The 14,082-nt window shown below is 44.6% G+C and carries 10 protein-coding genes; 1 reads left to right on the top strand and 9 read right to left on the bottom strand.

Translation table 11 applies throughout. The annotated features are described in order from the left end of the window. Positions 1-15 precede the first annotated feature (15 nt). The 6 genes from VZF35_RS25145 to VZF35_RS25120 all read right to left on the bottom strand — a co-directional run bounded on the left by VZF35_RS25145 (position 16) and on the right by VZF35_RS25120 (position 7,021). The gene (locus VZF35_RS25145; protein WP_407309215.1) at positions 16-1,929 is read right to left on the bottom strand and encodes a type IIA DNA topoisomerase subunit B; all 1,914 of its coding nucleotides are present in this window, start codon (positions 1,927-1,929) and stop codon (positions 16-18) included. 215 nt (positions 1,930-2,144) lie between these two features. Then, positions 2,145-2,570, bottom strand: a complete 426-nt coding sequence (locus VZF35_RS25140) for a universal stress protein (RefSeq protein WP_407309213.1) — start codon at positions 2,568-2,570, stop codon at positions 2,145-2,147. Positions 2,571-2,602: 32 nt separating this feature from the next. Continuing rightward, the gene (locus tag VZF35_RS25135) at positions 2,603-3,094 is read right to left on the bottom strand and encodes an HPP family protein (protein ID WP_407314822.1); all 492 of its coding nucleotides are present in this window, start codon (positions 3,092-3,094) and stop codon (positions 2,603-2,605) included. 252 nt (positions 3,095-3,346) lie between these two features. Then, the gene (locus tag VZF35_RS25130) at positions 3,347-4,459 is read right to left on the bottom strand and encodes a 4Fe-4S dicluster domain-containing protein (RefSeq protein WP_407309211.1); all 1,113 of its coding nucleotides are present in this window, start codon (positions 4,457-4,459) and stop codon (positions 3,347-3,349) included. 20 nt (positions 4,460-4,479) lie between these two features. Beyond that, positions 4,480-6,489 carry an FAD-dependent oxidoreductase gene (locus tag VZF35_RS25125; protein WP_407309209.1) on the bottom strand — a complete coding sequence of 670 codons (2,010 nt, stop codon included), beginning with the start codon at positions 6,487-6,489 and terminating at the stop codon, positions 4,480-4,482. Between the two features lie 91 nt (positions 6,490-6,580). Continuing rightward, entirely contained in the window at positions 6,581-7,021 is a 441-nt protein-coding gene (locus VZF35_RS25120) for a MarR family winged helix-turn-helix transcriptional regulator (protein ID WP_407309207.1), read from the bottom strand. Between the two features lie 306 nt (positions 7,022-7,327). On the opposite strand from VZF35_RS25120, the gene VZF35_RS25115 reads away from it, so the two are divergent. Then, positions 7,328-8,932: an IS1182 family transposase gene (locus VZF35_RS25115; RefSeq protein WP_407307550.1), complete on the top strand. Its 1,605-nt coding sequence runs from the start codon at positions 7,328-7,330 to the stop codon at positions 8,930-8,932. A 219-nt stretch (positions 8,933-9,151) separates the two neighbouring features. On the opposite strand, the gene VZF35_RS25110 is transcribed toward VZF35_RS25115, so the two are convergent. Genes VZF35_RS25110 through nuoL form a run of 3 tightly spaced genes read right to left on the bottom strand, consistent with a single transcriptional unit; the run spans position 9,152 to position 14,080 of the window. Next, a complete protein-coding gene (locus tag VZF35_RS25110) occupies positions 9,152-10,597 on the bottom strand; it encodes an NADH-quinone oxidoreductase subunit N (RefSeq protein ID WP_407307670.1) in 1,446 nt (481 codons plus the stop codon). Further along, on the bottom strand, positions 10,584-12,137 hold the full coding sequence (locus tag VZF35_RS25105) for a NuoM family protein (protein ID WP_407309205.1): 1,554 nt from the start codon (positions 12,135-12,137) through the stop codon (positions 10,584-10,586). The genes VZF35_RS25110 and VZF35_RS25105 overlap by 14 nt, the downstream gene beginning before the upstream one ends. After that, positions 12,137-14,080, bottom strand: a complete 1,944-nt coding sequence (gene nuoL, locus VZF35_RS25100) for an NADH-quinone oxidoreductase subunit L (protein ID WP_407307666.1) — start codon at positions 14,078-14,080, stop codon at positions 12,137-12,139. Before nuoL ends, VZF35_RS25105 begins: the two co-directional genes overlap by 1 nt. Positions 14,081-14,082: the final 2 nt, after the last annotated feature.

The raw sequence follows: 14,082 nt of genomic DNA, 5'->3' as shown, positions 1-14,082 counted from the left end.
ACTCCCCTTTTCACATCACATATCATCGTCGGTAAAGACGATATTCTCCATTAGAAAATCACGCCGAGGTTCAACTTGTTCACCCATCAGAATTCTGAGTTTGCGTTCCGCCTCTAAGGTATCGTCTATAGTTACTTGAACCATGCGTCGGTTTGCAGGATTCAGGGTTGTTTCCCAAAGTTGTTCAGGGTTCATTTCTCCAAGTCCTTTATAGCGCGAAATCTTCGCCGTTTTTCCCAATTCCTTAAGTTGTTTCTTTAACTCCTCATCATCGAAAGCGTAACGAGTAATCTTACCGCGTTCTTTTTCAACTTTGTAAAGAGGCGATTGAGCAATATAAACCCGGCCGTTTATAATTAGCGGTTTCATATAACGGTAGAAAAATGTCAACAACAGACACCGGATGTGCGCTCCATCAATATCAGCATCTGTCATGATGCAGACACGAGCATAGTTGCCCTTCTCTAAATCAAACTCTTTGCCAATCCCCGAACCCACCGCTGTAATAATACTTCGGATTTCTTCGTTTTCCAGAACCCTGTCTAATTTAGCCCGGTAGGTATTGATAACTTTCCCACGCAAAGGAAGTATGGCCTGAAAACGTCGGTCCCTACCCATTTTAGCTGAACCGCCAGCGCTGTCTCCTTCAACTAAAAAAAGTTCATTGCGGGCTTTATCTTTACCGCTGCAAGCTGCTAATTTACCGCTTAAAGCTTTAACCTCAGCATCACGGGCTTTCTTTTTAAGTTCTTTGGCCTTTTTCGCAGCAAGTCTGAGCAAGCAGGTCGTTAAGGTTCGGTTAATCACTTGTTTGGCCAGAGAGGGGTTTTGTTCCAAGAATTGACTTATCCCCTCATTGGTAAGAGATTGGACAATTCCCTCAACTTCAAGATTGGAAAGTTTTGTTTTAGTCTGCCCCTCAAATTGAGGATCTTTCACTTTCAGGGATAGTATACATGTCAAGCCATCTCGAAGGTCGTCCCCGATAAGACTCTCATCTTTTTTAAAGAGATTATTTTTTCGGCCGTAATTATTAAACGCCTTTGTTAAGGCTGTGCGAAATCCAGATTCATGAGTGCCTCCCTCGTCGGTCGGGATGTTGTTGACATAAGAGTGCAATGATTCATCCTCTCCATCATTATACTGAAGGGCACACTCCACAATGACATCCTCTTTCTCGCCCATAAAATAAATTGGTTTTTTATGGACAGATGAAACTCCGGCCTCCATGATTAAATGCTCAACAAAACCAATAATTCCCTGTTGCTGAGAAAAAGTTTCCGACTTCATCTCCCCTCGCTGATCCGTAAGGATTATCGTTAGTCCTTTATTAAGAAACGATAACTCCATCAAACGGCTTCTCAAGGTGGCATATTTAAAAATGGTAGTTTCTTTAAAAATTAAAGGATCCGGCTTAAAGACCACAGTTGTTCCAGTTCCTTTTATCTTTTTCCCTACGATTTTCAGATCAGACTTTAATTCCCCGCCATGAACATATTCCACTCGATAAAGCTTGCCATCGCGTTTAATCTCTACAGTCAAAGACTCGGACAGCGCATTGACAACGCTGGCCCCGACACCGTGCAGCCCCCCAGACGTCTTATAAGTATCTCCGTCAAACTTACCACCAGCATGGAGCGTTTCAAAGGCTAAGCGCACTGCTGAAATATTTTTTCCTGTATGAATATCCACAGGAATCCCTCGGCCATTGTCTTCAATGGCAATTGATCCGTCTCGATTTAGAGTAACAGAAATGCGATCACAAAATCCTGCTCCTGCTTCATCGATAGCATTGTCAATAATTTCATAGGCGAGATGGTGAAGCCCTTTGCTTCCGGTAGACCCTATGTACATGCCAGGACGTCGACGCACGGCCTCCAGGCCCTCTAATACTTGTATGGATGCAGCGTTATACTGATTTGAAGACAAACAATTCACCTCCGAAGTGTTTTACTCTACATTTGACATTATGTACAATATCACCTGTCTCTCCTCTTTGTCTAGTTACTAAATATAAAAATCCTCTCCAAGTGAAGCGACAGCACATTTTGCATACGCCCTCAGAGGGGATAATTTGGCATATTTTGGGGTATTCATGGACATTTATGGATACTTAAGGATATTTAATATAAATCAAAAACTTGTTACTTAACAATCATCACAGGACAGCTCGCTTTACCTAAAACCCTCTGACTGATGCTTCCAAGCAATGAGCCCGATATAGGTCCATACCCACGACTTCCCATAATAACTAGATCATAATGTCCACTCTCAAGCTCCTTTAGGATAGCAGCGGCAGGATGCCCCGGCAGTTGTTTTGGCATAATCTCTATGTTCCCAGTGTCAATTCCAGCGAGGGCTGCTGTCAAGGCTTCTCTCCCGTAGATGCTTATTTCTTCCTGGGGTACGGCAACTCCGCTTGATAACGTATAACCTAAAGCCTCTGGAGTATAAACCACGTGCAGGAGAACAATCTGAGAACCAAGCTCTTGGGCAATTTCCAGAGCTGTCATTAAGGCACGCCGGGCTGATTCGGAAGCGTCTGTCGGAACCAAAATAGTTTTGAACATACGTTCTCCTTTCTCGGTATCTAATTGGAACGTTAAAACCAATACCTGGGATAATGTCGATTGGGAGAGAGATTATTGACGAGTAATCCGATCATAACCATAGTGATTGCTCCCAAGGCAATTGGAGTCAGGATGTAAATAGGATGGGCTTTGCTTAATACGGCAAATAACGCTGTTGCACCTCCAGGTGGGTGTGTCGTTTTCGTGAGCATAATCGCCACCAAAGCCAATGCCGTACCCAAAGCCGGGGACCACCATGTTAAGCCAAACGTCATGTAGGTGGCAACCCCAATTGTGGCAGAAATTGTATGTCCGAGAATAACGTTTCGAGGCTGAGACAATGGCGCGTCAGGGACTCCATAAATTAGCACCGCTGAGGCACCAAAGGAAGCCACAATCGGCAAATCAAACTGATGGGATAATAAGACAATGGCAATTATTCCCGAAAAAGCACCTAACCAAGTAATCATCATATCCAATGGTGGAGGAGATTCCAAAGGGGTTGTTCTTTTGTAGCCTTTCATTTTAGATATGTAGCGGGTCAATAATTCCAATACCACACCCCCTGCTCTTCTTTGATACTTATTATAGGAATTCCGAAGCAGAGGCGCTGTGAAATGTATCACACTTTTCCAGGAACATCCTCAATAGATCGATAAAAACCAGTTGGAATTAATAACTGAGGCCTGATTAAATCACACCTCAGCTATTGATGCTTAAAGTTGCTGATATTTAAAGCTTATGAGACACCAAACTGTCAGCGTGAGTGATCTATTTTAAGACATGCGTCCTTTTTCTTGGGCCATACGCTTTAATTTTTCCCGACCGTTCTCAGGTGGAACCAATAAAATAGGTCGACGGGTCATAGTCATAGCGCCGCTTGGACAAGCAGAAGAACAAACTCCGCAGCCAATGCAAAGGTCAATGTTTACAATAGGCTGTTCCATTCCATTTGCTTGTTCTGTCAGAGAGATCGCCTTGATGTGACATTTATCAACACATAGGCCACATCCAATACATTCTTCTGCATTAACTATAGGCATGAAATTGCTGGGGTGAGTGGCAAAGATTTGTTGCTCATTGATTCCGCGGAGAACTTTACAGCAACAGCCACAGCAGCTGCAGATATAAGTGGGCTTATTCATAACGTTATCACAGAGGTGAACCAATCCTAGGTCTTCCGTTTGTTTTAGGATTTGCAATAAATCTTCCACACTAGCGGGTTTTCCCAGACCTTTGCGCACAATCCATTCAGCAGCTCCTCCAAGGGACATACATACTTCAAGAGGCGCATCACAAGCAGTTCCCAAATGAGAGGCCTCATGACGGCAGGCGCACATCGTAATAGCCCCGCCACCAGCTTGCTTTATGATTTCTGAGGCTCGCTCGTAATCTAAGACTTCAGTTTCCACCGCTAAGGGCAGAAGATTTTCATAAACTAGTGCACGCATGACTTTAGTGTCATAACCCGCGATCTCCTTCAGGACACCTTCACTGTGGAAATACGTTTCAAATAACTCGGCTAACTCTTTTAAGGTGAGGTGATCTCCTGTCCGCATAAAGGTGTACTCAAAGAATCCTACGAGCATAGGGGACAACATGTAGTAAATCGTATTCTTGCGGGGAATGTCCAACACTAGCCCCTTATCCGACATGCCCTCAAGAATTAGCTTGAGCTCTTGCACCTCAATTCCCGTGATCTCAGAAACTTTATCCAAGGTCATTGGCAGAGCAGGAAATTGGCTGCCCACCAGCGCTTCAGCTTCAGTGTATAGCCGATGAAGTATAGCCATTAAGTCTTCGTTAATCGGTGCACCTTCTGGTGTCCTGCTGAGTCTTTCTGCTAAAGCTTGATAGACCTCTTCTTTGGTATTGATCAAGTGTCCCATAATAACCCTCCTTTAAAAACTTACTGATGAATAGCCTCTGCATAAGCGTTGTGAATAGCATCTAAAGCTTTCCGGGGATTCACGGCATCTCCTATGATTATCAATTCCTTAACTCTTCCCTCAAGGGCTAGGTAAAGCTCGTTTCGAGATCGCGAGCCTATAGCAAAGATCACTGTGTCAGCGGGTAGTAAGTTTTGTCCCCCTGCGCCTTCCACTAAGACCCCATCTGAAGATACCTCTGCCACTTTTGTTTCATCCAAGCACTTGACTCCGTAGCGCTTCAAATCGGCTAACATTGACCAGCGAGTACTAGGACCAATATCTCGCCCAATTCCTTTGGCCATTTCTAAAATGGTTATTTTTTTATTTCCTTGGGTTAATAGGCGGTAAAGTTCTTTTTCTGATTCCGCGTGCTCCAGCATGAGGAAACGGAGGGTTTCATTGTCTAAGGTGCTTGCTTCCGCTAAGTAGAGAGCTGTCTCTACTCCAACGGCTCCGCCGCCCACGATCAGGATGTTTGATCCAGTTTTTTCATGGCCTTTAAGAACATTCCAGGCCTGAAGAATTTTAATCGTTCCCTGATTTGGAATAGAAGGGATGATGGGGTATGATCCTGTGGCAACAACAACCTTATCAAAGACTCCTTCTTCAACTGCGGTTATGATACTTTCCGGAGTAGCTGTGATTCCGTAGTGAATCGTTACTCCCAACTGCAAACAAGCCTTCTCCAAGTACTTTCCAAGATAGAGAAAATCCTTCCGTCCTGGAGGGGCTGCGGCTAGGGTCAACTGTCCTCCTGGCTCTTGTTGTTCCTCCCATATAGTGACCATATGTCCGCGCAGTGCGGCAACTCGAGCATATTCTAATCCGGAAACCCCAGCACCGATCACTAAAAGCTTTTGGGGACTTGAAGTTGGCTCAAGTGAGCCTAGCTCGACTTCTCGTCCCGCTTCAGCATTCACTAAACAGGCTACCGGTTTTAGCCGAAAGACATTGTCGAGACATCCTTGATTACAGCCGATACAAGGACGAATAGTTTCGAAATTCCCACCCATTGCTTTATTAGGGAGTTCAGGATCTGCCATGAGCTGTCGGGCCATGCCAATGAAATCTGCTTTTCCCTCTTGAAGAATTTTCTCGGCAAGCTCGGGTGTGTTGATTCGATTGCAGGCGATGACAGGAATAGAAACAACTTGCTTAATTCCAGAGGCCAAATAAGTGTAAGCTCCGAGAGGTACATTCATAGTCAGTTGAGGTACAGAAGTTTCATGCCATCCCCCTGTCACATTGAGCGCATTCACTCCAGCTTTCTCAAGGGCTTGACAAAACAGGCACGCTTCCGTATTCGTGTGACTGCCGGGCATAAAGTCATTTCCGGCTACCCGAACAATGATAGGATAATCTGGACCGACAGCACGACGAACGGCTCCAACCACTTCCAGTCCAAACGTCATCCGAGCCTGAAGGTCTCCGCCATAGCGATCTGTGCGATGGTTTGTCAAGGGGGAGAGGAACTGAGATATCAGGTAACCTGCGCTGGCTAAAATTTCAACGCCATCAAAGCCCGCTGTCTGGGCACGTTTAGCAGCACTTTCATAGGAAGCAATGATTTCAGATATTTTCTCTTCAGTCAATTCCACAGGCGTTTGACCGGTAAGTCGAGAAGGAATTGGTGAGGGAGCTACACAAGGTTGACCGGTATGCGCTGAATGGGCATATCGGCCAGCCTGGTAAAGCTGGGGAACAATTTTCGCACCTTCTGCGTGAACGGCGTCCACCAATTGACGCAGCCCTGGAATGCAGCGATCATCATCGAGTTGAGTCATGCCAAAGGCATTACCAATCTTATCAATACCGCATCCACCGACAATGATCAGCCCTACTCCTCCACGGGCCCGAGCACGATAAAACTCGATCAGTCGGTCAGTAACTTCTCCTTCAGGACTATACCCTAAATGCATAGGAGTCATAATCAAGCGATTGCGCACTCGAAGAGTGCCTATCTGGGCAGGAGAAAATAATAGGGACATCAAAATATCCTCCTCTTTGTTGTTCTTTTTCATCATTATATTTTCTTCTGACGCTTTCTCTTCGAACAGTCTAAATGATATGTTTGATTTTCTAATCTTGAAAAAGCCTTTCAAGAACGTTCTCAAAAGTAGCATACTCTTCTTCCGAAAAGCGTCCCTTTATTCCTTGATCCATTTTCTCGGCGAGGTAAGTAATCTCGGATATGTTCTCCAGAGCTTTCTGTTTCAGAAACACCAAGAGCGAGCGTCTGTCTTCGGGATCGTCCCTCCTCTCTACCAGATCCTGCCGCTCCATGCGATCCAAGATGGAGGTAAGCGTAGATCCATCCATTTCTAAACGTTTCGCAAGATCTTTAAACTTAAGTCCGTCATGTTCCCAAACTACGCTTAATACGTAGAATTGCGACGGCGTAAGTCCATAATGTGAGAGGTTGCTTTCGTAATAACGGTTGATTTTTCTCATGACACGACTGAGTTTATAACAGATATATTTAGAGGGACTAGTTTCGTTATCAGTGTACGTTTCGTCCATTCAGGCACCTCATAAATTTTATTTGTGTTCGTATTAATGGTATACAAACATTTTTAATAATAGTATATCCGAATTTCTTCTTTGTTTCAATATACATTATATTGAGAATTATAAAAAATTTCTAATCTAGGACAGATGTCAGCGACTCAGTTCAGTGGTCCCATGTATTCATCACCCATGCCTAGCCCACATAAAAGGGGGGCGTTGCAAAACGAACTAAAATAGTTCGTAAGCAACGCCCCTTTTTCCTACTAGAAACAAAACTGCAGGTCCCAAAGAACCCGCAGTTGTCGTATAATTTGAGTTATGCTAACAACCAAATTACACTCTAAAAATTATACTGAATTAAGTGGACACTATCAATTAGTTCTACCATTTAATTTTGATGTGTTAATACCGGAGGATGACTCAGTTCGACTGCTAAGCCACATTTTGGAGGGATTGAATTACGAAGCGTTGTATCAGGCCTACTCTTCCACTGGAAGAAAACCTGTAGTCGAACCCAAAATCCTGTTCAAAGTAGTAGCCTATGCCTATATGAACAACATTTACTCAAGCCGCAAGATTGAAGTTGCTTGTAAAAGAGACATTAACTTCATGTGGTTGTTGGAAGGATGCAAGGCACCAGACCACAGCACCCTTGCTCGATTTCGGAAGAACTATTTAAAGGAATCCATAGAAGACCTCTTTTTCCAAATGGTGACGTATTTACACAAGCTTGGGGAAGTAGAGTTTAAGAACCTTTTTGTCGATGGAACAAAAATTGAAGCCAATGCTAACCGTTATACGTTTGTCTGGAAGAAAGTCGTTACTAAGAATGAGACCAAAATGTTCTTGAAAATTCAATCCTGTCTTGAGGAGATCAATTTGACCTATCTAAAGGACTTCAAGGCAACCAAAGAAACGTTACTTAAGGACCTTAAGGCGGCCCTCTCCTACCTAGAAGAAAAACGTCAGCAAGAGCAGATTGAATTTGTCCATGGTATTGGAAAACGGAAATCAAAGCTACAAAAGTTTACAGAAGACCTGAAGGAATTCTATACCCGTCAAGAAAAGTACAACAGACATCACCAATTCTTCGAAGGAAGAAATAGCTACTCCAAAACCGATCCTGATGCGACCTTCATGCATATGAAAGATGACCATATGCGCAACGCTCAGTTAAAGCCGGCTTACAATGTTCAGATTGGCGTGGAAAGTGAATATGTAACAGGGGTTGGAATTTTCCAGGATCGTAACGACATAGCCACACTCATCCCTTTCTTAAACACGCTGGAATCTAAACTACAGGCCCATTATGAAAATGTTACTGCAGACTCTGGTTATGAGAGTGAGGAGAATTATCTTTATCTCGAAGGGAAAAAGCAGACCTGCTACATAAAGCCGCAAACCTATGAACAATGGAAAAAGAAACGCTTCAAAAAGGATATCAGCAAGCGAGAAAACATGGTTTACAATGCAGAAATGGATGAATACACCTGTCATAACGGAAAACAACTCAAACTAGTGGGAATTACCCATCGAACATCGGCAACGGGCTACCGATCTGAAATCACGATCTATGAATGTGAAGACTGCCGTGATTGTCCTTGTAAAAGTCAATGTACAAAAGCTAAAGGCAATCGAAGAATGCAAGTATCTAAAACGTTTGTGGCCAAACGCCAGGTATCGTACGGAAACATTACCACCGAAAAAGGGAGACTACTCAGAGTAAATCGATCCATACAGGTCGAAGGAGCCTTTGGGGTACTCAAAAATGACTATAACTTTAATCGCTTTTTGACACGAGGTAAAAACAGTGTAAAAACTGAATTTATGCTGCTGTGTTTTGGGTATAACGTGAATAAACTTCACGCTAAAATACAGAATGAACGAATTGGTAAACCCCTTCATCCATTAAAAACGGCTTAAAAAGGGGTCGAAAAAACAGTCTCATCTAGAAGGCTTATTTTGCTATACACAAATTTAAGTAGAAAATAGAGATTGAGCATTGCAATCAAACCACTTAATATTTTCCACAGTAAAAAGAAATGGGGAGCATCGCTTGCTACTTCAAAATAGTAGTTTTGCGACACTCCCTCATAACCGTACAATTATCTAATTATAGTTAGTCACTCTAATAATGATCCTTTATTGAACTAGGCTTTGTGCAGCCGCAATGGCCATTTGAGCAAGAGGAGTCGGGTATATCCCAATCGCCACGGTGATGATGAGAGAAAATAGCATCGTGAACTTGAGGGCTCCCTGAACCGGAATGTCGGGCAGTCCCTCTCCCTCGCCGAGAAACATCACTTTGACGACTGAGAGATAATAATACACAGACACCATACTCATGACAAAACCGATGTAAGCAATGGCTGTATAGCCTTGACCCATCACTGCGGAGAAGAGATAAAATTTCCCTACAAAACCCGCGAGAGGAGGAATCCCTGCTAAGGACAATAACGATGCAGTCATTACTACCGCTGCCAAGGGGGAGCGTCGAATCAATCCGGCGAAGTCCTTAATCTCGTCACTCCCTTGTTTCTCCGACACATGAGTTGCTACCGCAAAGGCTCCCATGTTAGCAAAGACATAAATCATGGCATAAAAGAGAACCCCTTTAACGCCCGCGAGAGACTCGGCAATGATGCCCACCATGAGATAGCCTGCTTGAGCAATACTCGAATAGGCAAGCAGTCGTTTGATATTCGTTTGCGGAATGGCCACTAAATTACCTAAAATCATTGTAAGGCAAGCCAGGACAACTAACAGGGTTTGCCCTGTTGGTGAAAAGGCTTGACTGTTCATCGTTAAGAGATAGACTCTGATCAGAGCAGCGAAGGCAGCCGCTTTAGAGGCGATCGCCAAAAATGCGGTGACCGGGGTTGGTGCCCCTTCATAGATATCTGGTGCCCAGAGATGAAATGGTACGAGAGAGATCTTAAAGCCTAACCCAGCTAAAATAAATACGGTTGCCAGGAACGAGGTTGGTGTAAGTGTAGCGCCCAGGCCACTGGCAACCTCCGAAAGCTGTGTCGATCCTGTCAGCCCGTAGATAAGGCTGATCCCATAGAGTAAAATGGCAGACGATGTTGCCCCCAGTACAAGATACTTGATCCCTGCTTCTGAGGATCGCGCGTCTTCGGACAAGTAGGCAACGAGGATGTAAAAGGAGATGGTCATCAATTCTAAACCGACATACATCGCGATCAATTCGCCGGCACCAGCCATCAGCATCATACCAAGTGTCGCTGTCAAAATTAAGGAGTAAAATTCACCGCGGTATTTCGGCAATTTCTGCACATACCCGCCTGAAGAGAGTACAACCAGAAGAGCGGCCGACAAGAAGAGAATTTTAAAATAGACAGCAAATTGATCGTGCCAGTAGAGGCCGTTCAAAAACGAGGTTTTTGGATGATAGAAAAAATCATAGAGCGTATAGCCGAGGACACCGATCAAGGAGAATGCGGTGAGAGGCATCATGCCTTTGCGCGCGCTTGGCGGAATCAGTAGTCCAATGGCCAAGAGAATCAAGGCCAATGCGGCAAGCGCAACTTCGGGTGTGAGTACTGCAGCGATATTAAACTCTACCATTAGAACAGCCCCCCATCTTCGCCTGACTCACCGTCTCAAGAACCTTCGCAAGGCCTGAGGAGGTAACACCAGAGTTTACTAGGCCAAATAAAATGTTCGGGAAGATCCCGGCGGCAAAAATAACCAAACCCAGGACGACCAAGGGAACTAATTCCGGACCCCGAATGTCCTTCAGATGATCCCATTCTGAGCGACGCGGTCCGAACATAACATTGGCAATCACCCTCAGGGTGTAAACCGCTGTAAAGATAATCCCCGCGATACCAAGAATCGCTTGTACCGGGAGAACTTTGATGGTACCCATGAAAATGGTAAATTCGGAGATAAAGTTGACCGTACTTGGCAGGCCCAGAGAAGCCATACCTGCAATAATAAAGCCAATGGCCAAACGCGGCATTTGATGGGCTAAGCCTCCTAAATCCGGGATGTTTCGGGTATGAGTTTTTTCGTAGATAAACCCAATCATCGAGAAGAATAAGGCGGACATGACCCCATGGGCGAACATCATAGCCACTGCACCATCGATAGCCGTCGGGTTCAAGGCAGCAATCGCAATGAGTACATAGCCCATATGGCTTACTGAAGAATATCCAATGACATACTTGAGATCTTTTTGTGCCAAGGCGATAAAGGCAGCATAGAGAACGTTGGCTATGGCCAAAGCTGCTATCACGGGGGCCCAGTACTTAGCACCGATGGGCAGAACGAAAACGCCGAGACGGATTAACCCGTATCCTCCGATTTTCTTTAAGACTCCGGCGTGAATCATACTAACAGCAGTCGGAGCTCCTGCGTAACCGTCTGGTGACCATGAGTGAAACGGAAACATCGATATTAGTGAACCAAAGCCAAAGAGCATTAAACCAAAGGCAATCTTTTGGAAAGGTGCACTATACAAATTCTGTCTTGCGGCTAACTGATCAAACATAAAGGTAGGGTTACCCTGTTTACCTGCCGCCAAATAAAGAGCCACCATTCCGACGAGAAGAAACGCCGATCCGATCAGAAGGTAAATGGTCAGCTTCATCCCGGCGTATTCCTTGGTGACTCGCTTGGTACTTCCCCAGATAATCACCATGATGTAGATCGGAATGACGACAATTTCATAGAAGAGGAAGAATATGAACAGATCACGGGCGATAAACGTTCCCATAACCCCAGTAATAAGGATAAGCAGCAAAATAAAGAATTCTTTGGCGCGCTTTTCCATATTCCAGGAAGCGTAAATTGACGAGAAGCCAATGAGGTTCGTGAGCAGAAGCATCGGCAAACTTATTCCATCGACTCCAAAGGCCAGATTAACTCCGAGATCAGGAACCCAAGGAATCGTCAGCGTGAACTGCATTCCGCCTGTCGTGCGATCATAGGCAAAGAAAACATAGAGCGAAAACGCCATGGCGACAAATGTCCCCAGAGCCGCTACAATTTTTATCGTTTTTGTTTCTTCTTTGGGTAAGAAGACAATAATGAACATCGCCAATAACGGCGCTAGTAAGATTAAAGGGAGTAAATAGGAGCCCCCTGTTGGCAGTGCTGACATTATTTCACACCTCCCAGCATCGCTAAGGGGTTAAGGGACGAAAGCTGACCTTCCCCAAAGGCGAAGACCATGAAAATGACCACAACTGCGATAAAGAAGACCATGGCATAGGTTTGAAGCTGCCCTGTACTCGTTCTGCGCAGTGCTTTTGCACTCCCACGTGTCAATAAAGCAATTCCATTGATGATCCCGTCCACGATATAAATGTCGAACCAATAGAGCACTTTAGCTAATCCATCCATGATATGATGAATCACCCAAAGATAAAGCTCATCAATATAGTATTTGTTATTAAGGATTCTGTAGACGACCGGAAAACGGGCGACAATACTCTCGGCTGCAATCGCTTTTTTAATGTAGATATAATAGGCTAAACCTATCCCTAATAACCCGGCGATGACCGAAATTCCAGCCAAACCCCAATTCATACCTTCTCTCTCAAATTCCCCAAAGTGAATAAAGAAGGCAAAGTTTTGCTCTGGTAAGGATACCAGGCCTCCTAAAACACTAAAGAAAGCAAGAATAATTAGGGGTATTGTCATGCTCCAGGGAGATTCATGCGGATGATTTTCGGGTTTTTCCGGTCCGCAAAAAGCGACAAAGAACAGCCGACTCATATAAAACGCGGTTAGGAAGGCCGTAAATAATCCGATGGCATAAATAATCGGATGACCATTTTGCAGGGCACCAGCCAAGATTTCGTCTTTAGACCAAAATCCTGCAAAAGGCGGAACCCCTGAAATCGCTAAAACGCCGATAAAGAACGTTGTACCTGTTATCGGCATCTTCTTCCACAGGCCACCCATGTCCCAGATGTTCTGCTTTTCATGCATTGCATGGATCACGGAACCTGCACCTAAGAACATCAAGGCTTTAAAGAAAGCATGGGTCATAAGGTGGAACATCGATCCCGAATAAGCGCCTACTCCAAGAGCAAAGATCATATAACCTAACTGGCTTAAAGTTGAATAGGCCAGAATCCGCTTAATGTCATCTTGGGCAATGGCAATCGAGGCCGCAAAGATCGCTGTAAAGGCACCAATACCTGCGACAAACTGGAGCGCTGCAGGGGAGGCTGCAAAGAGAAAATACATTTTAGCAACAAGATAAACCCCAGCAACTACCATGGTTGCTGCGTGGATTAGGGCGCTGACAGGTGTCGGACCTTCCATGGCATCGGGTAACCAAACATGGAAAGGGAACTGACCGGATTTGCCCATCGGTCCCATAAAGATCAAGAATGCCATGACGGTAATATACCCCGCAGTGCCAACGACTGCAATGTTTTGCAGATTAGTGCTTAAGGCTGCGGAAAGGGCTGTAAAATCAAGCGTACCAAATTTGTTATACAAGAATAATATTCCGAGTAATAAGCCGAAATCTCCGACGCGTGTCGTGATGAACGCTTTTTTGGCGGCCTCGCGTGCTGATACTTTGAAATACCAAAATCCAATCAGCAAATAAGAACAAAGGCCAACGAGTTCCCAAAAAATGAAGAGCTGCAGCAAGTTAGTCGCCAAAACCATTCCCAGCATAGAGGATGCAAATAACGACTGATAGGCATAGTAGCGTGACCAACCTTTATCACCATGCATATAGCCTAAGGAATAAATTTGCACCATAGAGGCAACCAAAGTAACCACAAACAACATCATACCACTTAAGGGATCTACAACCGTTCCAAAATCGATCTTTAATCCCCCAATATTTAGCCAATTCGCGCTAACGATCGCTGGATGTTCCACTAGTTCAGCTCCGGACTGAATAATGCCTAAGCCTATAGCGATTGCCAAGCCCAACGCGGTTAGAATCGCCAGAATCGACACCGTGGAAGACAGTCCTTTGGATCGTTTCGTGACAAAGGCGATGAGTAGAAACGATAGGAAGGGCAAAGCAGGAATTAACCATGCCCATCGAAAGAGATCATGCATTTCCTTGAACACCT

This window comes from Desulfosporosinus paludis (assembly GCF_045689965.1).
GTDB lineage: Bacteria > Bacillota > Desulfitobacteriia > Desulfitobacteriales > Desulfitobacteriaceae > Desulfosporosinus > Desulfosporosinus paludis.
Note: the sequence above shows the minus strand (reverse complement) of the source record. Positions and strands in the feature narration are given on the sequence as shown.

What these genes read in the sequence shown, in the direction of transcription:
- VZF35_RS25130 (WP_407309211.1), bottom strand. Translation starts at nt 4,459, where the DNA reads ATGGGACACTTGATCAATACCAAAGAAGAGGTCTATCAAGCTTTAGCA.
- VZF35_RS25115 (WP_407307550.1), top strand. Translation starts at nt 7,328, where the DNA reads ATGCTAACAACCAAATTACACTCTAAAAATTATACTGAATTAAGTGGA.
- VZF35_RS25120 (WP_407309207.1), bottom strand. Translation starts at nt 7,021, where the DNA reads ATGGACGAAACGTACACTGATAACGAAACTAGTCCCTCTAAATATATC.
- VZF35_RS25110 (WP_407307670.1), bottom strand. Translation starts at nt 10,597, where the DNA reads ATGGTAGAGTTTAATATCGCTGCAGTACTCACACCCGAAGTTGCGCTT.
- VZF35_RS25105 (WP_407309205.1), bottom strand. Translation starts at nt 12,137, where the DNA reads ATGTCAGCACTGCCAACAGGGGGCTCCTATTTACTCCCTTTAATCTTA.
- VZF35_RS25125 (WP_407309209.1), bottom strand. Translation starts at nt 6,489, where the DNA reads ATGTCCCTATTATTTTCTCCTGCCCAGATAGGCACTCTTCGAGTGCGC.
- VZF35_RS25140 (WP_407309213.1), bottom strand. Translation starts at nt 2,570, where the DNA reads ATGTTCAAAACTATTTTGGTTCCGACAGACGCTTCCGAATCAGCCCGG.
- VZF35_RS25135 (WP_407314822.1), bottom strand. Translation starts at nt 3,094, where the DNA reads ATGAAAGGCTACAAAAGAACAACCCCTTTGGAATCTCCTCCACCATTG.